Origin of the sequence: Bacillus cereus group sp. N31 (assembly GCF_016483245.1) — a bacterium.
Taxonomy (GTDB): Bacteria; Bacillota; Bacilli; order Bacillales; family Bacillaceae_G; genus Bacillus_A; species Bacillus_A toyonensis.
Genome location: NZ_JAEHCH010000001.1, coordinates 572,186 through 590,686, shown reverse-complemented (window position 1 = coordinate 590,686; position 18,501 = coordinate 572,186). Strand labels below are relative to the sequence as shown.

Here is an 18,501-nt window from a genome sequence, read left to right as displayed (position 1 = left end):
AGTATGTTCAAAACGCTATAAAGTGAAACTGTTATTCATAAGAATTCTCTTTCCTTCTCATTGTCAAACAGTACTTCTTTAAATCATTCTCTAACCTATTTCGTTTTACTTGAAACGACTCAAAAACATTTCTAGTTTTTTCTAAGTCAGATGTCAGACATCTGATATTGATATCATAACATGTTTACGCTTTCTTTTTAATACATTTTCGTAGAATTTCTTATTTTATTCACACTTCTATTGTAATCCATTCGGCGAAGAAGTGCTAATTATTTTATGATTTATTTCTTCATATAAAAATAAAAAGCAGCTCTAAAGAGCTACTTTTTATTTTACTTCTACTGTTTCTTCTTTATGTTCATGCAGTTCGCCTTTTCTTACATGTACTTTCACTTTGTAAGCACCGTTTTCTTTGAAAGTATGTTTACTTTCATACTCTCCTTTATTCCCTTCTTTTGCTGGAATAAATTCGTGCTTTTCAACGCCATCTTTCCAAATCTCAAGCTGCACTTCAGCACCAGTTAACGCTTCTTCTTTTTGCTTTAAATGAACTTTCATCGTTGATTCAGCATTTGCTTTTATGTCACCAGCCATAAGATGAATCATTGTGTCACTTTTATGATCACCATGTGCCTCTTCTTTTTTCGCATCTTCTACTTTTGCGTTTCCTACAGCGACTTTTACTTCTGGCATTACATGCATTTCACGTGCATTTGTATGAGCGATAATATGATATACGCCATCCGTTTCGAATGTTTTCTCTACTGCATAAACACCTTTTCCTTTATGCTTACCATTTAACATCTCGTGTTTTTCGTCACCAGTTTTCCAAATTTCAAACTTTACGTCATCAGCATCTGTTACTTTTTCTTTTCCTTGTGTAACAAGTGCTTGTACTTCTGTTTTTTCACCTGGTTTAATTTCTTTCGGATTTGTTTGGACTGCTACTTTTACAGCTTCAAGTTTCTGTTCTTTTTTCGGTTCTTCTTTGTTTGTATTACAGCCAGCCAACGCTAGCATCGCGATAAATAAAGTTATAATCAGTTTTTTCATCATCATTTCCTCCTTTATACTTTATTTAGTATAGAGGAAATACATTGTAATATTCCAGTCTTCTGCTGAAAACAATATACGAAATGTTTGTGAAGTTTCTGTGAAACGGCTTACTCTTCTTAATCTATGAAAAAAGAGCATAGTAACTATGCTCTCGGATGAAACTGTTTATATACATCTTTTAATCTAGCTTTTGAAACGTGCGTATAAATTTGCGTCGTTGAAATATCTGCATGTCCAAGCATTTCTTGTACCGCACGTAAATCTGCCCCATTTTCTAATAAATGCGTAGCAAAAGAATGACGTAACGTATGAGGTGTAAGTTCTTTTTCAATATTCGCTTCTTTCGCTAATCGTTTTAATATTTTCCAAAAACCTTGCCTTGATAATCGATTACCGTGATGGTTTAAAAATAGTGCATCTACTACTTTTTTACCCATCAATTCTCTTCTTCCTTTTTCAATGTACTTTTGAATCGCTTCTGTCGCTAAACTTCCTAATGGAATAATTCTTTCTTTATTCCCTTTCCCAATGCAGCGAACAAATCCCATCGTTAAATGTACATCTTCTAAATTTAAAGCAATTAATTCTGAAACACGAAGTCCTGTTGCATACAATAACTCTAGCATTGCCTTATCACGAATCCCAAAAGCACTTGTCATTTTTGGTGTCTGCAGTAACGCCTCTACTTCATCGATTGATAATACTTTTGGCAACTTTCGTTCTCCTTGCGGCGTTTCGATATGTACTGATGGGTCGTGCTCTACCGCTCTTTCACGAAGTAAAAATTGGTGAAATGAACGAATTGATGCAATATGACGTGCTAATGTTTTCGAAGATTTTCCGTTTTCTTTTAAATACTGCAAAAAGTTAACAATATGCAAACGTGTCACTTCATGAAAGGTTTTCATCTGTTCTACATTTTGCAAATACTTTACATAGCTTTTTAAATCACGTTCATAAGATACTACTGTATTTTTCGCTAGTCCCTTTTCGACAATCATATAATGAATAAAATCTTTTAATTGATCTTCCAATCTACACTACTCCCCATTTTCATAGAAAAACATCATTCTATTTACGAAAGCATCCTTTGCCGGTTCTTCATTCCCTGATACTTTTTCTACAGTCTCTTCTTTTGGCTTTTCATAACGATGATAGCTTTCGTATTCTTCATTTATCCATAGTATAGCGAAATAAAACAAAATCGTACAACTTGTAAATAATAAAAATACTTTTATTCCATCAAAAGTTAATTTTAAAGCTCGGCGCATTGTAAATTCCTCCAAAATATAAGTTATTACAACATATGCCAAGCTTTCACCAATTTATACCTTATTCAAATAAAAAACCTCTTCCTAGATAAATAGGAAAAGGTTATTTTTCATCCGTTTCATTTTCTTGACAGTTTTTACAAATCCCATGGAATGTTAAACGATGATCTTTCACCTTAAAGCTCCAATCTCGTTCTACTTTCCTTTCCACTTCACCAAGTAAATCTTCTTGTATTTCTTGTACAGCACCACATTGTGTACAAATCAAATGATGGTGGAAACGCTGCGCACCTTCTTGGCGTAAGTCATAGCGTGAAACACCGTCTCCGAAGTTAATCTTATCGACAACTTTTAACTCAGATAATAACTCTAAAGTTCGATAGACGGTTGCTAATCCGATCTCTGGCGACTTTTCTTTTACAAGGAGGTAAACATCTTCTGCGCTTAAATGATCTTCTTCATTTTCTAGCAGCACACGAACTGTTGCTTCACGTTGCGGTGTTAATTTATAGCTCGCTGCATGTAATTGCTTCTTAATTCGTTCAATTCTTTCTTCCATTCGGTACTACTCCCTCCTCGCCACTCTTACACCATTATATCAGAAGAAGGGCTTCTGTCAAAAGAAAAACAATAAAAACAAATTGATAATTATTCTCAAAAAGTATTTATTTTTTGTTAATAGCCTCAACAACTTCTTTCATTAAAACTGGTGATGCATATGCTTCAACGCTAGAAGCAAGAGCTAACACCACTCCGATCACTAGAAAGAAGCATGTATAACGAATTAATAATGGTAATAGTGGCTCGGTTATTTTCCTAATAAACTGATGCCTAATCATACGTAAGGAAAAGCTTGCAGCAATTGTTGTCATAACGAGAAAGACTGGAATGATAATTAAATTTTGCGGCAATACAGATACAAATGCTAATAATAATCCATTCCATCCGTGCTGACTTACTAAAAAACCTACTGTAAATCCAACAACTACTCCTTTTACAAATAATAAAATAAAAATGAGGGGCAACCCAATAATTGAAATCCCTAAAATCCAAATAAAGCCGATATATTTTAATTGCGAAAAGTAACTTTCTCGAAACATTTCGCCTGCAATAGCAAATTCTCCTTTAGAAACTTGTCCAAAAAAACGTTGTAAATAAAATGATAAATCTTGCTTTTGATTCATTTGTAAACTATTCACAAGAATAGCTCCAAATATTACTCCCATCAATAATAAAACAGCATTAAATATATATAATGAAGAGTTTTCCTGTATGTGAGACATTACGCGGTTTTGCCAAGTTTTTCGCCACATTTTTCTTCCCTCCGTTCACACTCTTACTAAAAATGTATGAAAGAAAGAAAAAAAGTATGACGAATTAACATTGAAATTCCGCTCTACTTTGCTAAACTAAAAAGTAGAGAATAGGAGGGATTTCTCTTGAAACCATTATTATTAGATTTTCCAACATTATTTCAAACTGAACGCTTACAAGTTCGCAAGCCGTTTCCAGGTGATGGTGCAGAAGTATATGAAGCAATCCAAGCTTCTCTAGAAGACTTAGTACCATGGATGCCAATTGACGCTGAAACAGAAGAGAGTGCTGAAGAAATCGTTCGTAACGCTCACGGGCAGTTTTTACTTCGTGAAACACTTGATTTTCACTTATACGATAAAGTATCCGGTACATTCATCGGAGCTATTACGCTCAAGCCTGAAAACTGGGATATTCCAAAGTTTTCACTTCATTTTTGGCTCCATAGTGCTTATACAAAACAAGGCTATATGACTGAAGCTGTTAAAGGTGCCATTCAATTTGCCTTTGATAAGCTAGGTGCTAGAAGGATTGAAATTCGTACTGATGCAACAAATGCCAATGCATGTAACTTAGCAGAACGTTTAGAATTTATTCTAGAAGGTACAATGGAAAATGATTTCCTTGCGCCAGATGGTAGCTTACGTGATGCACGTGTATATGCAAAAATCAATTAAAAAACACTCGCCTTTGGCGAGTGTTTTATTTTTGTAATTGTAAATATTGCACAGCGAACATCGTCTTCGCATCATGGATACGAAGGTCTTTCATAAGATCAATCGCTTCTTCTAATGATACTTCCATTAATTCCACAAACTCATCTTCATCTAATGCTGCTTTATTTTCTTTTTTTGTCAAACCTGTCGCTTTATATACATATAAAATTTCATCTGCAAATCCTGGAGATGTATAGAAAGAAGTAATGAGCTCCATATTTTCACATACATATCCTGTTTCTTCTTCTAATTCACGAACTGCTGTCACCTCTGGCTTTTCCCCAGGTTCTAATTTCCCAGCAGGAATTTCAATAATCGCCTTCTCAAGCGCTTTACGGTACTGCTCAACAAGCACAATTTCCCCCTCATCAGTAATAGCAATAATAGCAACTGCACCAGGGTGATTTACGATTTCACGTTTACTCATTTCTCCATTTGGTAATACTACATCATCAACACGAACTTTTATAACTCTACCATCAAAAATCGGCTCAGTTTTTACCGTTCTCTCTGCAAGATTACTCATACTATTTCATCTCCCTGTTCTATTTCCTATTCTTTCTTCATACATTTTACCACATTGAAAGGAGCGTGATAGAAATGAAAGTTTATATTTTACCAAATCGCATCACGTTAGTCGGCAAAGCATGGCAAATTCGCCATAAACTAAAACAATATGGCAAAGAGTATACAACCGTACAAGAGTGGATTACAGCGAATAAAAAGTAAACGTTTGTCAACCTCTTTTCCCTTTCGTACAATAAAGGAAAGGAGGTTGACTTATGAAAAAACGTCAATTAGGAAACTCAGATTTATTTGTGACAGAAATGGGACTTGGCTGTATGTCTCTCGGCACATCTGAAACAGAAGCTATGCGCATTATCGATGAAGCAATCGATTTAGGAATCAATTTTTTTGACACAGCGGATTTATATGATTATGGATTAAACGAAGAATTTGTTGGAAAAGCATTGAAGGGAAAACGAGACCAAATTGTTCTTACAACAAAGGTTGGAAATCGATGGACAGAAGAAAAAAACGGCTGGGCTTGGGACCCTTCTAAAGCCTACATAAAAGCCGAAGTAAAAGAAAGTTTACGTAGACTTCAAACTGATTATATTGACCTTTATCAACTTCATGGCGGAACGCTGGAAGATCCGATAGATGAAACTATTGAAGCTTTTGAAGAATTGAAAAAAGAAGGTATTATTCGCCATTACGGTATTTCTTCTATACGTCCAAATGTCATCCGTGAGTATGCAAAACGCTCAAATATCGTTAGTGTACTAATGGAATATAGCCTTTTAAATCGTCGTCCAGAAGAATGGTTCCCACTTCTTAATGAACACCAAATTAGTGTCATTGCCCGCGGACCACTTGCGAAAGGAATTTTAACTGACAACAATGCAAGAAAGATAGAAAGAGTAAAAGAAACGGACTATCTCTCTTATTCTTACGATGAATTAAACACTGCACTCGGGAGTGTAAAAGAAGTTATCGGAGAAAAATCTTTAACAGGAACAGCTATTCACTATTGCTTACATAACGAAACTGTTGCAGCTGTTATACCTGGTGCAAGCTCTATTCAACAATTACAGATAAATGTACACGCTTGCCAACAGTTACCTGTAACAAAAGAAGAATATATACAACTTCAAAAAATCGTTAAGCATGATTCATATGCCTTGCACCGTTAAAATATCGATTTACTGATAAAAACAGATGACTGCCCCCAACATTAAACATTAGGAGGCAGTCTTTTTTATAACGTATCATATTTGTCCGGATTCGTTCCTACATGTAAATTGCGATTTAACGTATTAATTTGATTCATCTCTTCTTCAGTTAATGAGAAATCAAAGATAGTAAAATTCTCCTGAATACGAGATGGTGTCACAGATTTAGGAATCGTTACTATCCCACTTTGAATATCCCATCGTAATATAACTTGTGCGGGTGTTTTTTCATATTTGTTAGCAATCCCCTGAATAATTGGGTGCTCGAATACTTCGCCGCCCCTCATTAACGGACTCCACGCTTCCATTTGAATTTGCTCACCTTCACAGAAATTACGCAATTCAAATTGTGTTAACATCGGGTGAAGTTCCACTTGGTTTACCATAGGCTTCACTTTACAATTTGGTAATAACAGTTCTAAATGATGTTTATGAAAATTAGAAACACCAATCGCGCGTACTTTACCTTCTTCATACAATTTTTCTAAAGCTCGGTACGTTTCAATATACTTCCCTCTAATTGGCCAGTGGATTAAATATAAATCTACATAGTCCATCTGTAATTTCTTTAAGCTGTTTTCAAATGCTTCGAGTGTCTCCTCGTATCCTTGATCGTCGTTCCAAACTTTTGTTGTAATAAATATGTCTTCTCTCGGAATTCCTGATTCACGAACTGCCTCACCGACACCGCTTTCATTTTCATATACAGCTGCTGTATCAATCGAACGGTATCCAACTTCTAACGCTGTTTTTACTGCTTGCTTTACTTCGTCGCCTTCTTTCGCTTTATAGACGCCTAGACCAATCATCGGCATTTTCACGCCATTATGAAGTGTAGTTGTTGGAATATGCACAGTCGTTCTCCCTTTCATTGTTACATTTTATAAACCACTACTTTATTTCAACAAGATTCATCCAAAAAGTCAAAATATACGTATAGTTGACATAATAATTTTATACACTAAAAATACGAACTCAATTATTTACGTTTCCTTTTCTCCATTCTTTTGCTTTTTCATCAATATTACGTACAAACTCGTTTTTCCCTTCCGTATATAACGTGCCATCATATGTATATTTTTCGGCTAGTTCTCTCTTTAAAACTGCATACGCCTTTGCTTCTTCACAATGCGCCATCATATAATCACGAAACGCTAAATGCCTTACTATCTCAGGATTTCCTTTTTCAAACACGTGTAAGTGATACGAGCGTTTTTCCTCCGTTCCATGAATAAAATAACGGCGTCTTGAAATACCATTTTCTCCTTTTACGATGTAACCAAGCTCTTTAAATCTTTCATTCCAACGATCTACACGATCGATACTTTCTACCTCCATAATCATATCGATAATAGGTTTAGCTGCTAGTCCTGGCACTGATGTACTGCCAATATGATGAATCTCCACTGTTTCTGGCAGCACAGACTTCAATCTTTCGGCTTCCATTTGAAATTTTTCAATCCAATGATTTTCATATGGTACGACTACAATTTTTCTCATTTTAACTCCCCTTTTCTTACAAGCTCGTCAAAAAAATGACCAGCGATATACACTGATCATTTTCGTTATTATTTAAAGTCTTTCCAAGTAAGATTACTTTCACTTAACAGTTCTTCAAATGATTTATTCTTTTCACGTTCTTTTTGCTCTTGACGCTTTCTTTCCAGTTCTGCTGCCTCTTTTTTCTCTTCTCTCACTTGCAACTCTTTCTTCTTATTCTTTAATTGCTGCATAAGTGAATCATTTAATTGATCACCTAATGTAAGTGATTCTTTCTTCGGTTGGTTCATTTGAGATTGTCTTTGCACTTGCCTTTGTTTCTTTTTCTTCATACCGCTCACCTTTTACTTTTTTCTCCATTATAGAGGATACATGCTGAAATCGACAATAAAAAAGGTTCATTACTCTATTATTCATTATTTGTAAATTTGTTAATTTTTTAAAAAAACTAAATTTTTATATAGATATAATCCTATGAATCTATTAAAATTATGTCGTATGATGTCAGATTATAAAAAAAGGAGAAATGAATTATGTGGAAAAAAATTATTCCCGCTGTCGCAGTTTTAAGCACCATTACTTTTTCAAGTGTATTCGCCGCTCCCCCATCTCAGACTCCAGCCGAACAACACCGTTACATAGACGTACAAATGCTTGGCATTAATGATTTCCATGGACAACTAGATACTGTTAAAAAAATTAATAATAAAGAAGCCGGTGGCGCTGATTACTTAGCCACTTATTTAAAAGAACGTAAAAAACAAAACCCTAATACACTTCTCGTACATGCTGGCGATATTGTCGGAGCTAGTCCACCAGTTTCAGCATTGTTACAAGACGAACCAACGATTGAATTTTTAAATGACTTAAAATTTGATGTAGGTACAATCGGAAACCATGAATTTGATGAAGGCATCGATGAAATGAAACGACTCATTTACGGTGGTTACCACGAAAAAACAGGGAATTTCAATGGAGCAAACTTCCCTTATGTCGCTGCAAACTTCTATAACAAATCAACTGGTCGCTTATTCTTACCACCATTTACTGTAAAAATGGTAGATGGTGTTCCTGTAGGATTCATCGGTGTCGTTACAACTGATACACCAAATGTCGTTATGCCTACTATGCTTAAAAATGTACAGATCACTGACGAAGTGGAAGCGATTAATAAATCAACGCAACAATTAAAGCGTCTCGGTGTTAAATCCATCGTCGTCCTTGCACATGTTGGCGGAACGACAGATGAGTCTGGTATAACAAATGGCGACCTTAACCGAATTGCAAATGAAGCTGATCCAGAAGTTGATGTTATTTTCGGTGGGCATAGTCATACGTATGTAAATGGTACTGTTAATAATAAACTTATCGTACAAGCGAACTCTTACGGGATGGCTTTCTCAGACGTAGATGTAACAATTGACCGTAAAACAAAAGATATCGTAAAGAAAAAAGCTGAAGTTGTTACAACATACCATGAAGGTGTCGAACCTGATAAACAAGTAAAACAAAAGTTAGATCAATATAAAGAAAAAATCGCACCTCTTGTAAATGAAGTAGTCGGAAAATCTACAGCACCTATTGACCGTAAACAAAACGATGCTGGTGAATCTACACTTGGAAATTTAGTTGCCGATGCACAGCGCCAAACGATGCAAACTCAAATCGCACTTATGAATCCTGGTGGGATTCGTAATGACTTAGACGCTGGTGATATTACATGGGGCGAATTGTACGGCATTCAACCTTTTGGAAATCAGTTAATTAAAGCAGATTTAACAGGTCAAGATATTCGTGATATTTTAAATCAACAATGGCAAAAAGGAACAACGAGAATGCTGCAAATTTCAGGTATTCAATATACTTGGGATGCAAGCAAACCAAACGGTGAAAAGGTTACGAATATACGCTTAACAAATGGAGAAGAATTATCTCCATCTAAAACGTATAGCGTAGTTGCAAATGCTTTCTTAGCTTCTGGTGGTGATGGATTCGTATCATTTAAAAATGGTAAAAATGCAGAGACTGGTCCAAATGACTTTGAAGCACTAGTTGATTATGTAAAACAAGTAAAAGAGCCAATTCAACCAACTATTGATGGTAGAATTCAAAAAATAAATTAAGTACGCTCCAAATAAGCACTCTGTACTTTTCATTGCAAAGGATATGCACTTATCCTTTATTCTAGCCGTAATATACATGAAACAAAGAAAAGGATACTCGTTCTTATAATGAACACAGTATCCTTTTCTTCAATTATCAAAATGTGATGTGTTGTTAAAGTCATATTGCTGTAAAAATTGTTGTAATGCCTCTTCTACAAGTTTAGATTTTTGAATCCCTTTTGATTCTGATATGATGTCTAATCTTGCTAATATTTCTTTATTAATAGAGAAGGTACGTTTCTTTTTTTCTGTACTTTTACTCATAATTGGTGCACTTACTTCTTCTCTCTTTCTTAATAATTCATAAATGCTTTGTAATTGCTCATAAATTAATACTTGATAATCTGTTTTCGCATATTGAAGGGCGGTCGCTTCTTGGAGTTGTAAGTGACGTGGTTCTTCTCCATCTCCTACAAAAATACGTTTCTTCCGTTCTCCATCATACTCGTATCCAATCCACCTTAATTTCTTCGATAATGTATACGGACTTATTTCAAGGCGCTTTGCTATAATAGCGATGGATTCACGCCTATTTAAACAATCTATAATTTCTCCAATCGTCACAATTTCCCCTCCTCCCATGTTGAAATGACACTAGCATGGTATGTTACAATGATTTTCTAACAGTATATGCAAAATAAATAGCCTGTGCGATTCATACGATTTCAGAAAAGGAGGTTTTCAATATGCTTTTTCGTAGCTGTACCCCACAGTTCTATAATGAAAATAAACAACTCATTCCTAATAGTATTGCTACGATGGAAAGCGTTATGATTAACAACCGAAAACAATTCCTCCTCATGCGTGGTCAAAACGTAGAACAGCCTATTTTATTATGCTGTCACGGCGGACCTGGCATGGCACAAATCGGATTTATTCGCCATTTCCAAAAAGAATTAGAGAAGCACTTTATCGTTATTAATTGGGATCAACGCGGGGCAGGTAAATCCTTTTCAATGAAAGATTTCGGAGCAAATTTCACAATCGAACAATTCGTTTCCGATGCAAAAGAAGTGATTCAATATGTACTTAAAAGGTTCAACAAACAAAAACTATTTCTCGCTGGTCATTCTTGGGGAAGTATTATTGGGCTTAACATAGCACATCAATATCCAAAATATATCGAGGCTTACATCGGTATAGGGCAAATTGTACATATGAAACAAAATGAAGAATTGCTATATCAACATTTAATTCATTCTGCCAAAAAACATGATCATAAAAAAGCATTAGCTTCCCTTTTAAAATTAGGCAAACCACCATTTTTAGATACGAGACGTCTTATTATTCAAAGAAAGTGGCTTGGCACATTTGGAGGCGCAATCCAAAACGGATCTTCCTTTTCTTTCATACGAAAAGGTTTCTTTTCTCCTGAGTATACGCTATTAGATTGGTTCAAGTTTCTCGCAGGAAATTTAAAATCTGGCGTTTTATGGGAAGAAATGCTGACAATCGATTTCTTTTCGTCTATTTCAAGTTTATCTATTCCGGTATATTTTTGTTCTGGTCGCTATGATTATCAAACTCCGTATGCACTCGTTCAAGAATATTGTGATGTTATTGAAGCACCCATAAAGAAAATGATTTGGTTTCCAAATTCAGCACATTCTCCTGATCTAGAAGAACCAGAACTATTTGCTAATTCTTTACAATCCATCAAACAAGAGCTATCTTTTCATCATTAAATACAAAAGGCTCTTTTACATTTCATAGAAAACATTTTATAATAATATGTCGCAAGTATTATGTATAAATATAGCAAACTGCTTCATATTCACTTGCCTTAACAGAATAAAAATTAGGGAGATTATATCTATTATGAACGCTGTACTCGTCGCAGTAGCAGTCATGCTATTGCTTAGTTTGTTACGTGTCCAAGTCATTGTCGCCATTATTATTGGAGCTCTAACAGGCGGACTTATCGGCGGACTCGGTATTTCAGAAACAATTAACACTTTTACAACTGGTCTTGGAAACAGTGCCCCTATCGCATTAAGCTATGCAATGCTTGGCGGTTTCGCTATTTCTCTTTCTAAAACAGGACTTCCAGATGCCATGATTCAAACCGCATTAAAATGGATTGGCAACGAACAAGACACAAAAAAACAAGTTTATTCTAAAATACTGATTTTATTCATCATTTTAACAATGGCTTGTTTCTCACAAAATGTTATCCCTGTTCATATCGCTTTCATCCCAATCTTAATTCCTGCACTTTTAAAAGTATTAAACGAGCTGAAAGTAGATCGTAGACTTGTCACATGTATTATTACATTCGGGTTAATTACACCTTATATGTGGATCCCTGCAGGATTCGGAAAAATTTATCATGACGTATTGCAAACAAATGCTGCCCAAAGCGGCCTTACATTTGATGTCGCGCTTATCCCAAAAGCGATGACTATTCCAGCAATCGGAATGATTATCGGATTATGTGTAGCGGTATTCATTACGTACCGAAAACCTCGTACATATGAAACAGAACAAATTCATACCGCCGAAAGTGAAATCGTTCCCTATACAAAGCGAAGCATCACTTTCGGATTATTATCTATCACAGCTACATTAACTGTTCAATTAGCAACAGAATCAATGATTTTCGGTGCCTTAGCGGGGATTATTGTCTTATCAATTAGTGGTAGTCTCCCCCTTAAAGAAGCAGATGCAATATTAACAAGTGGAATGCGTATGATGTCCTTTATCGGATTTGTTATGATTTCTGCCGCTGGATTTGGCGCTGTTCTTCGAAAAACAGGACATGTTGAATCACTTGTGCAAACGAGTGCACATTTCATCGGAAATAACAAACCGCTTGCTGCATTTCTTATGCTCGTTATCGGACTTCTCGTTACGATGGGAATTGGTTCATCCTTTTCAACCATCCCTATCTTAACAACAATTTTTGTACCCCTTTGCATTCAGCTTGGATTTAGTCCAATGGCTACAATTGCAATTATCGGTACAGCAGGAGCGCTAGGTGATGCAGGATCTCCAGCATCTGATAGTACACTTGGACCAACATCAGGTTTAAACGCTGACGGTCAACACCATCATATATGGGATACATGTGTACCGACTTTTCTGCATTATAATATACCGTTACTTATATTTGGCTTTATTGCCGCAATTACATTGTAAAAGGTGCGTATAAAACGCACCTTTTACTTTTTCATTTTCCCTTTTAATTGTTGAAAAGCTATTTTCGCTTCTTCTTCGACGTAATTTTCAATTGCTGGTAGTGATGGACCTATCCATTCACTCTCGATACTCCCATTCGGTCCAATAATTTTTAATTTTTCTGGTATATGTATATTTAGAAATTTGGCTGCTCGAATTAACTCGGTAGTAACCTTATCACTTGAAGCTACAATTCCATCTATATACGGATGAGTTTGCAATAATGTAATAAACTGTTTATTCGTATACCTTTGTACACATGCTTCTCGATAAGAGATCCCTTCATCCCAAACAGCGTCTAAAAATCCTGATATACGCTCTTCCATTTCTTCACTTTCTTCCCCCTCACCGAAATAAGCAAGAAAGTGACATGCTTTCTCTTTTAATAAAGAAACAGCCCTCTGTCCACTTTCATAATGATTTGTAAGAGGTTGTTTTTCCTCCATCACAACAAATGGGAATTCGATTTTCCCTAGACTTTTAAAAACTGATTTTGTCAAAATAACACCTGCAACGTTATTTTGCTTCAACATATGTATGTATCTATCTTTATTCTCTATATTACAAACGATTATTTGATAGCCTTCTTTATATGCTATTTCCTCAATACAATGTAGCAAAGTGATGTTTAATGGGTTACATAAATTCTCTACAAGTAATGCAATGATTGTTGAATTCTCTTTAAATAATGGCTTTGCTGCACTGTTTGGCCTATAACGTAATTCCTCAATTGCTTCCTTTACTTGTTTTACTGTTTCGTCATGAACGTATCCTTTTTCATTAATAACTCGTGAAACGGTTGCGACTGAAACACCTGCCAATTTTGCAACATCACGTATAGTTGCCACATCGTCACCCCTTAATATGGTAATAGATTACAATTTTAAGGTAACTTAAATTACAGTATTCGTCAAGATTAATAACTTATATTTCTGAAAATTGTTACATCATTTCAATAAACGATACTCCATCTGAATTTCATGTAAAATCGGGATATTATCATATCCAATGCGCGGAATTTCTTGCTTTATTTTTCGCGCCTCTTCTACTGCATTTACATATAAATTTGTCATCATGAAATTACGTTTTTGATAAAAGCGTAACGCGTTCATATTATCATTTGTTGTAATGAGCCAAACTCCTTGGCACTGTGCTTCTTGAGCAACTTGCAATACGCAATCCACAAGCTTCGTCCCGATCCCCTTCCTTTCTTCAAAACTATCTAACGATACAATTTCACACAAATTCCCAGTCACTTCATACGTTATAATTCCGATTATTCTGTCATCTAAAAACGCAACAAATCCTGGTAGCTCTTCTAACTGATGCCCCTTACCACGCGAAACCATCAATGAGCTCCCCCAGTTTTCACACATGAACATTCGGATTTTTTCTTTCATTGTTGATGTAATTTTTTTTATATGCACCATTTCCTATTTCTCTCCTTTTCTATCCTTGTGATACAATGTAAGTGTATCACATGTAACGGTATTTGGAGGATGAGGTAAAGTATGAAACGTTTTTTTGCAGCATTGTTTACTATACTAGGTGCGATAACTGCCCTTGGGATTTTCTTTACAAATAAAGTGATGTACTTGAAGAAAAAAACAGAGGAAGAAGTTCTAGAAAGAGAATCGAAAAAACATTTTCGTATAGAAGATTTTGACGCTCTTCATAAAGAAGAAATTCATATCCCTTCGCAATTCGGATATAATCTTCATGGATATTACATTCCTGCAGGTCATTCCAACAAGTTTATGGTTTTTTGTCACGGCGTAACTGTAAACAAAATGAACTCTGTAAAATATGCAAACTTATTTTTAAGCAGAGGATATAATGTCCTTATTTATGATCATCGTCGTCATGGTAAAACCGGAGGAAAAACAACAAGCTATGGATACTATGAAAAACATGATTTAAAATCAGTAGTTGACTGGCTAAAAAGTCGTTTTGGCACAAATATAATACTCGGTATTCATGGTGAATCTATGGGCGCTGCAACACTACTTCAATACGCAGGACTTGTAGAAGATGGTGCTGATTTCTATATTGCAGATTGTCCTTTTTCTGATTTCTATGGGCAATTACAGCACCGCTTAAAGGTTGAATTCCATTTACCCAAATGGCCTTTATTACCATTAGCAAATGCTTTTTTAAAAGTTCGTGACGGGTATACAATTCGTGAAGTTTCACCAATCGACTGTATAAAAAACATTAACAATCCCGTTCTCTTTATTCATAGTAAAGATGACGATTATATTTTAGCCGATATGACAAAAGCTCTATATGAAGCAAAAGAAAATAATAAACAACTTTATATTGCAGAACACGGTGCACACGCTTGCTCTTATAACGAAAATAAAGAGGAGTATGAAGCAGCTCTTGATCAATTTTTGAACACATACGTAAAAGAAACAAAAAACAGGCTTGCATAAGCCTGTTTTTTTCATTGCGATAAAACGTCTGTAACTTGTTCCATGTTTTCAGAAATCCATTGCACAGCTTCATCTAGCGTTGGAAATTCTGTCGTTTGAAACGTTACCTCATCTTGAAGTAACCAAACATCCTTCGCTTCTTGTCCTACACCGGCAATCGACCAGTGCAATAAACTATATGGATGATTATCATTCAAAAATGATGCCCACGTGCGCTCATTTGCAATATTTCGTAATGTAAGTAATTGTTTATCCATCTTTCGTCACCTTACTCTAGTCAGTTATAAAAAACATTATAACACTCTCTTCTCTCCCAAAGAAAGTGCTCTTTTTATCCCGCGTTAACGGGCAGTGAGACTCCCATCTCAAAATTCAGCTGAAGCAAAGAAGTTAGGCGGGAGATTAACTGCCCGTAATCGCCCGATTGGTGAAGGCTAATAATCAGTGGAATGAACCCCCTCCACTAATTAAAGTTTCACTTTATATTGTCAAGTGCTTCCCTTGATTATATGATGAAATTAAGCGTTTGGGAAGGAGGGATAGCGTTGGCAAAAGTACAAATTAAAGTAAATGATAATGGCTCTTTTCGCGTTACAGGGGACGTGGAATTAGTCGACTCACAAGGGAATGTATTCCCAGCAAAACCAGCATTTTCTTTATGCCGTTGTGGTTTATCAAAAAATATGCCTTATTGCGATGCTTCGCATAAAGGTAAATTCGAATCTGTTGTTAGAGCACCAGAGGCAAAGTAATTTTGTATGTGACATGCACATTTTTTGTGCATGTTTTTTCTTTTAATCAAAGTCTGGATATTCCTTTTCCTAACAACATTTCTAACACTTTTGTCTCCATTTCAATCTCCATGTATTTTCACACAATTCTTCACATTCAAATATTTTTTGCTAGCCTTTTTTCTTTTTTGTGCTATAATTTGACCAAACAGCATCCTTCGGGGTCGGGTGAAATTCCCAACCGGCGGTGATGAAGTGAAAACTTCTAAGTCCGTGACCCGTTTTCAACTCGAAAACGGTGGATCTAGTGAAACTCTAGGGCCGACAGTATAGTCTGGATGGGAGAAGGATATGTTTCTAGTTTTTTATATAGTGAATACACTTTTATTTCAGTATGCATATTTTTATACATTCATTTTGAATTTATATATATGTTTAGTTTTCTATACTCATTTTTTATACTGAAATAAAAAAGAGACAACTAGCGTTTAAAAAATTCGATATTTTGCTAGGTTTTTTCCTTATGCAAAAATGTCAATCATCGCTAGGTTTCTTTCCTGTACTTTCGTATTCGAACTATAATTCTAGAAATCACGTCTCCCAAACCCCAAGGATATTAAATCCTTGGGGTTTTTTGATTTTTTTAGGAGAGGTGAAGAGAATGACTGATCAAGAATATATGAGGATTGCCTTGCAATTAGCTAAGGGGACATCAGGACAAACGAGTCCGAATCCTATGGTTGGTGCTGTTGTTGTAAAAGATGGAAACATCGTCGGAATGGGCGCTCATTTACGTGCTGGTGAAGAACACGCGGAAGTTCATGCCCTTCATATGGCTGGTGAGAAAGCCAAAAACGCTACCGTCTATGTAACACTTGAGCCGTGTAGCCACTTTGGAAAAACACCACCTTGCTGTGAATTACTCATCGAAAAGGGAGTTAAGCGCATTGTCATTGCTACCCTTGATTGCAACCCGCTCGTTTCTGGTAATGGAAAAAAGAAATTAGAAGAGGCAGGAATCGAAGTAACTACGGGTGTTCTTGAAACGGAAGCAGTTTTATTAAATCGCTACTTTTTTCACTACATGAAAACGAAACGCCCATTTGTCACGATAAAGACCGCGATGAGCTTAGATGGCAAAACAGCCACTGTAACTGGTGAAAGTAAGTGGATTACTGGTGCAGAAGCACGCGCTGACGTTCACCAATATCGCCATACACATGATGCAATTCTTGTTGGAGTGAATACAGTTATAGCCGACAATCCACATTTAACAACAAGAATTCCAAATGGCGGGAAACATTCTATTCGCGTTATTTTAGATACCCATTTACGAACGCCACCATCTTCTCATGTCATAACAGATACTTTAGCACCGACATGGATTATTGTAGGTAAGGATGTAAATAAAGAGAAAATAGCTTCTTATGAATCTAAAAATATAGCGATATTCCAAATGAAAACGAAGCAAATTGAAATTCAAGATGTTTTAGATCTACTCGGTGAAAAACAAATCCTGTCTCTCTTCATCGAAGGTGGACAAACTGTTCATGCAAGTTTCTTACAAACAAACAATTTCAATGAAATTGTAACCTATATAAGCCCGAAATTAATTGGCGGGAAAGGTGCTCCTACTCTTTTTGGAGGAAACGGTTTTTCAAAATTACAAGATTCGCTTTCCTTGAAAATTCAAGAGATGAAACAAATTGGCGATGATATCAAAATTGTTGCGACTGCCCGAAATGAGGTGACGAAATGTTTACAGGAATTGTAGAAGAATTAGGAACGATCACAAACATGCAACAAAGCGGAGAAGCGATGAAATTAACGATCCATGCAAATGAAATTTTATCTGATGTCCATTTAGGTGATAGTATCGCGGTTAACGGGATTTGCTTAACTGTAACGAGCTTTACAACTACTTCATTTACAGTTGATGCAATGCCTGAAACGATGAAATCAACATCACTTCGCCTGCTTAAATCACACTCTAAAGTAAATTTAGAGCGAGCCATGGCTGCAAACGGGCGCTTTGGTGGACATTTCGTTTCAGGACATATCGATGGCATCGGGACAATTTTAACTAAAAAACAACATTACAATGCCGTCTATTACAAAATAGCAATTTCCGATGAATTGCTACGCTATTGTTTGCATAAAGGATCCGTTGCTGTTGATGGAACGAGTTTAACGATATTTGATATAGACGAATCTTCCATAACAATTTCACTCATCCCACACACAGTAAGCGAATCTGTCATCGGAGAAAAGAATGCCGGAGATATCGTAAACATTGAGTGTGACATGATTGGTAAATATATCGAACGCTTTATTTCTAAACCTGTAAAACGAACGGGGTCAATGTCCGAAAGCTTTTTACAAGAAAACGGATTTCTATAA

At 35.8% G+C, this 18,501-nt stretch carries 23 protein-coding genes and 1 riboswitch; of the genes, 10 read left to right on the top strand and 13 right to left on the bottom strand.

The genetic code is table 11. From position 1 onward, the window contains the following. Positions 1-327: 327 nt before the first annotated feature. The 5 genes from JDS81_RS03200 to spoIIM all read right to left on the bottom strand — a co-directional run bounded on the left by JDS81_RS03200 (position 328) and on the right by spoIIM (position 3,640). Positions 328-1,056 carry a FixH family protein gene (locus tag JDS81_RS03200; protein ID WP_016109062.1) on the bottom strand — a complete coding sequence of 243 codons (729 nt, stop codon included), beginning with the start codon at positions 1,054-1,056 and terminating at the stop codon, positions 328-330. Positions 1,057-1,199: 143 nt separating this feature from the next. Further along, entirely contained in the window at positions 1,200-2,090 is an 891-nt protein-coding gene (gene xerD, locus JDS81_RS03195; RefSeq protein ID WP_000390076.1) for a site-specific tyrosine recombinase XerD, read from the bottom strand. A gap of 6 nt (positions 2,091-2,096) precedes the next feature. Continuing rightward, positions 2,097-2,327: a YqzK family protein gene (locus JDS81_RS03190; protein ID WP_001250432.1), complete on the bottom strand. Its 231-nt coding sequence runs from the start codon at positions 2,325-2,327 to the stop codon at positions 2,097-2,099. Between the two features lie 103 nt (positions 2,328-2,430). Then, positions 2,431-2,886 (bottom strand): ferric iron uptake transcriptional regulator, encoded by a 456-nt coding sequence (gene fur / locus JDS81_RS03185; protein ID WP_000392657.1) that lies wholly within the window; start codon positions 2,884-2,886, stop codon positions 2,431-2,433. Between the two features lie 106 nt (positions 2,887-2,992). Beyond that, positions 2,993-3,640 carry a stage II sporulation protein M gene (gene spoIIM / locus JDS81_RS03180; protein ID WP_000269108.1) on the bottom strand — a complete coding sequence of 216 codons (648 nt, stop codon included), beginning with the start codon at positions 3,638-3,640 and terminating at the stop codon, positions 2,993-2,995. 126 nt (positions 3,641-3,766) lie between these two features. Here spoIIM and JDS81_RS03175 point away from each other — a divergent pair, with 126 nt between their 5' ends. Further along, positions 3,767-4,318, top strand: coding sequence for a GNAT family N-acetyltransferase (locus JDS81_RS03175; RefSeq protein ID WP_000803486.1), 552 nt, complete (start codon positions 3,767-3,769; stop codon positions 4,316-4,318). Positions 4,319-4,343: 25 nt separating this feature from the next. Here the strand turns inward: JDS81_RS03175 and JDS81_RS03170 are convergent, their stop codons facing one another. Then, on the bottom strand, positions 4,344-4,883 hold the full coding sequence (locus tag JDS81_RS03170; protein ID WP_097953011.1) for an NUDIX domain-containing protein: 540 nt from the start codon (positions 4,881-4,883) through the stop codon (positions 4,344-4,346). A gap of 74 nt (positions 4,884-4,957) precedes the next feature. Between JDS81_RS03170 and mciZ the strand changes: the two genes are divergently transcribed. Both mciZ and JDS81_RS03160 read left to right on the top strand, forming a co-directional pair. After that, a complete protein-coding gene (mciZ, locus tag JDS81_RS03165; protein WP_000870289.1) occupies positions 4,958-5,086 on the top strand; it encodes a Z-ring formation inhibitor MciZ in 129 nt (42 codons plus the stop codon). Positions 5,087-5,139: 53 nt separating this feature from the next. Further along, the gene (locus JDS81_RS03160) at positions 5,140-6,054 is read left to right on the top strand and encodes an aldo/keto reductase (protein ID WP_097953010.1); all 915 of its coding nucleotides are present in this window, start codon (positions 5,140-5,142) and stop codon (positions 6,052-6,054) included. A gap of 65 nt (positions 6,055-6,119) precedes the next feature. Here JDS81_RS03160 and JDS81_RS03155 read toward each other — a convergent pair whose 3' ends face one another. The 3 genes from JDS81_RS03155 to JDS81_RS03145 form a co-directional block, all read right to left on the bottom strand. Beyond that, complete coding sequence (locus JDS81_RS03155; protein WP_000547983.1) at positions 6,120-6,947, bottom strand: aldo/keto reductase; 828 nt, start codon at positions 6,945-6,947, stop codon at positions 6,120-6,122. A 121-nt stretch (positions 6,948-7,068) separates the two neighbouring features. Further along, complete coding sequence (locus tag JDS81_RS03150; RefSeq protein WP_001227193.1) at positions 7,069-7,593, bottom strand: GrpB family protein; 525 nt, start codon at positions 7,591-7,593, stop codon at positions 7,069-7,071. A gap of 68 nt (positions 7,594-7,661) precedes the next feature. Continuing rightward, positions 7,662-7,925, bottom strand: coding sequence for a YqkE family protein (locus tag JDS81_RS03145; protein ID WP_000727568.1), 264 nt, complete (start codon positions 7,923-7,925; stop codon positions 7,662-7,664). Positions 7,926-8,126: 201 nt separating this feature from the next. Here JDS81_RS03145 and JDS81_RS03140 point away from each other — a divergent pair, with 201 nt between their 5' ends. After that, positions 8,127-9,716 carry a bifunctional metallophosphatase/5'-nucleotidase gene (locus JDS81_RS03140; RefSeq protein WP_097953009.1) on the top strand — a complete coding sequence of 530 codons (1,590 nt, stop codon included), beginning with the start codon at positions 8,127-8,129 and terminating at the stop codon, positions 9,714-9,716. Between the two features lie 129 nt (positions 9,717-9,845). Here the strand turns inward: JDS81_RS03140 and JDS81_RS03135 are convergent, their stop codons facing one another. Continuing rightward, on the bottom strand, positions 9,846-10,322 hold the full coding sequence (locus tag JDS81_RS03135) for a ribbon-helix-helix domain-containing protein (RefSeq protein ID WP_000151924.1): 477 nt from the start codon (positions 10,320-10,322) through the stop codon (positions 9,846-9,848). Positions 10,323-10,444: 122 nt separating this feature from the next. Here JDS81_RS03135 and JDS81_RS03130 point away from each other — a divergent pair, with 122 nt between their 5' ends. Together JDS81_RS03130 and JDS81_RS03125 are read left to right on the top strand one after the other, a co-directional pair. Continuing rightward, positions 10,445-11,443, top strand: coding sequence for an alpha/beta fold hydrolase (locus JDS81_RS03130; protein ID WP_000898945.1), 999 nt, complete (start codon positions 10,445-10,447; stop codon positions 11,441-11,443). A 133-nt stretch (positions 11,444-11,576) separates the two neighbouring features. After that, positions 11,577-12,896 carry a Na+/H+ antiporter family protein gene (locus tag JDS81_RS03125; protein WP_000994821.1) on the top strand — a complete coding sequence of 440 codons (1,320 nt, stop codon included), beginning with the start codon at positions 11,577-11,579 and terminating at the stop codon, positions 12,894-12,896. 23 nt (positions 12,897-12,919) lie between these two features. Here the strand turns inward: JDS81_RS03125 and JDS81_RS03120 are convergent, their stop codons facing one another. Together JDS81_RS03120 and JDS81_RS03115 are read right to left on the bottom strand one after the other, a co-directional pair. Further along, positions 12,920-13,783, bottom strand: a complete 864-nt coding sequence (locus JDS81_RS03120) for a LacI family DNA-binding transcriptional regulator (RefSeq protein ID WP_097953008.1) — start codon at positions 13,781-13,783, stop codon at positions 12,920-12,922. 99 nt (positions 13,784-13,882) lie between these two features. After that, positions 13,883-14,365, bottom strand: a complete 483-nt coding sequence (locus JDS81_RS03115) for a GNAT family N-acetyltransferase (protein WP_000233394.1) — start codon at positions 14,363-14,365, stop codon at positions 13,883-13,885. Positions 14,366-14,446: 81 nt separating this feature from the next. On the opposite strand from JDS81_RS03115, the gene JDS81_RS03110 reads away from it, so the two are divergent. Then, the gene (locus tag JDS81_RS03110) at positions 14,447-15,370 is read left to right on the top strand and encodes an alpha/beta hydrolase (RefSeq protein ID WP_097953007.1); all 924 of its coding nucleotides are present in this window, start codon (positions 14,447-14,449) and stop codon (positions 15,368-15,370) included. 11 nt (positions 15,371-15,381) lie between these two features. Here the strand turns inward: JDS81_RS03110 and JDS81_RS03105 are convergent, their stop codons facing one another. Next, entirely contained in the window at positions 15,382-15,627 is a 246-nt protein-coding gene (locus JDS81_RS03105) for a DUF2552 family protein (protein WP_000360799.1), read from the bottom strand. Between the two features lie 252 nt (positions 15,628-15,879). Here JDS81_RS03105 and JDS81_RS03100 point away from each other — a divergent pair, with 252 nt between their 5' ends. The 3 genes from JDS81_RS03100 (at position 15,880) to ribE (ending at position 18,501) form a co-directional block, all read left to right on the top strand. Beyond that, the gene (locus JDS81_RS03100) at positions 15,880-16,122 is read left to right on the top strand and encodes a CDGSH iron-sulfur domain-containing protein (RefSeq protein ID WP_002039507.1); all 243 of its coding nucleotides are present in this window, start codon (positions 15,880-15,882) and stop codon (positions 16,120-16,122) included. A 189-nt stretch (positions 16,123-16,311) separates the two neighbouring features. Next, positions 16,312-16,455, top strand: a riboswitch (FMN riboswitch). A 307-nt stretch (positions 16,456-16,762) separates the two neighbouring features. Continuing rightward, positions 16,763-17,875, top strand: a complete 1,113-nt coding sequence (gene ribD, locus JDS81_RS03095; protein WP_000132003.1) for a bifunctional diaminohydroxyphosphoribosylaminopyrimidine deaminase/5-amino-6-(5-phosphoribosylamino)uracil reductase RibD — start codon at positions 16,763-16,765, stop codon at positions 17,873-17,875. Beyond that, a complete protein-coding gene (ribE, locus tag JDS81_RS03090; RefSeq protein ID WP_000493925.1) occupies positions 17,857-18,501 on the top strand; it encodes a riboflavin synthase subunit alpha in 645 nt (214 codons plus the stop codon). Before ribD ends, ribE begins: the two co-directional genes overlap by 19 nt.

Coding starts and splice junctions, on each gene's coding strand:
- JDS81_RS03115 (WP_000233394.1), bottom strand. CDS start 14,365: ATGGTGCATATAAAAAAAATTACATCAACAATGAAAGAAAAAATCCGA.
- JDS81_RS03110 (WP_097953007.1), top strand. CDS start 14,447: ATGAAACGTTTTTTTGCAGCATTGTTTACTATACTAGGTGCGATAACT.
- mciZ (WP_000870289.1), top strand. CDS start 4,958: ATGAAAGTTTATATTTTACCAAATCGCATCACGTTAGTCGGCAAAGCA.
- JDS81_RS03190 (WP_001250432.1), bottom strand. CDS start 2,327: ATGCGCCGAGCTTTAAAATTAACTTTTGATGGAATAAAAGTATTTTTA.
- JDS81_RS03140 (WP_097953009.1), top strand. CDS start 8,127: ATGTGGAAAAAAATTATTCCCGCTGTCGCAGTTTTAAGCACCATTACT.
- ribE (WP_000493925.1), top strand. CDS start 17,857: ATGTTTACAGGAATTGTAGAAGAATTAGGAACGATCACAAACATGCAA.
- JDS81_RS03200 (WP_016109062.1), bottom strand. CDS start 1,056: ATGATGAAAAAACTGATTATAACTTTATTTATCGCGATGCTAGCGTTG.
- fur (WP_000392657.1), bottom strand. CDS start 2,886: ATGGAAGAAAGAATTGAACGAATTAAGAAGCAATTACATGCAGCGAGC.
- JDS81_RS03150 (WP_001227193.1), bottom strand. CDS start 7,593: ATGAGAAAAATTGTAGTCGTACCATATGAAAATCATTGGATTGAAAAA.
- JDS81_RS03130 (WP_000898945.1), top strand. CDS start 10,445: ATGCTTTTTCGTAGCTGTACCCCACAGTTCTATAATGAAAATAAACAA.
- JDS81_RS03145 (WP_000727568.1), bottom strand. CDS start 7,925: ATGAAGAAAAAGAAACAAAGGCAAGTGCAAAGACAATCTCAAATGAAC.
- spoIIM (WP_000269108.1), bottom strand. CDS start 3,640: ATGTGGCGAAAAACTTGGCAAAACCGCGTAATGTCTCACATACAGGAA.
- JDS81_RS03160 (WP_097953010.1), top strand. CDS start 5,140: ATGAAAAAACGTCAATTAGGAAACTCAGATTTATTTGTGACAGAAATG.
- JDS81_RS03105 (WP_000360799.1), bottom strand. CDS start 15,627: ATGGATAAACAATTACTTACATTACGAAATATTGCAAATGAGCGCACG.
- ribD (WP_000132003.1), top strand. CDS start 16,763: ATGACTGATCAAGAATATATGAGGATTGCCTTGCAATTAGCTAAGGGG.
- JDS81_RS03125 (WP_000994821.1), top strand. CDS start 11,577: ATGAACGCTGTACTCGTCGCAGTAGCAGTCATGCTATTGCTTAGTTTG.
- JDS81_RS03170 (WP_097953011.1), bottom strand. CDS start 4,883: ATGAGTAATCTTGCAGAGAGAACGGTAAAAACTGAGCCGATTTTTGAT.
- JDS81_RS03100 (WP_002039507.1), top strand. CDS start 15,880: ATGATGAAATTAAGCGTTTGGGAAGGAGGGATAGCGTTGGCAAAAGTA.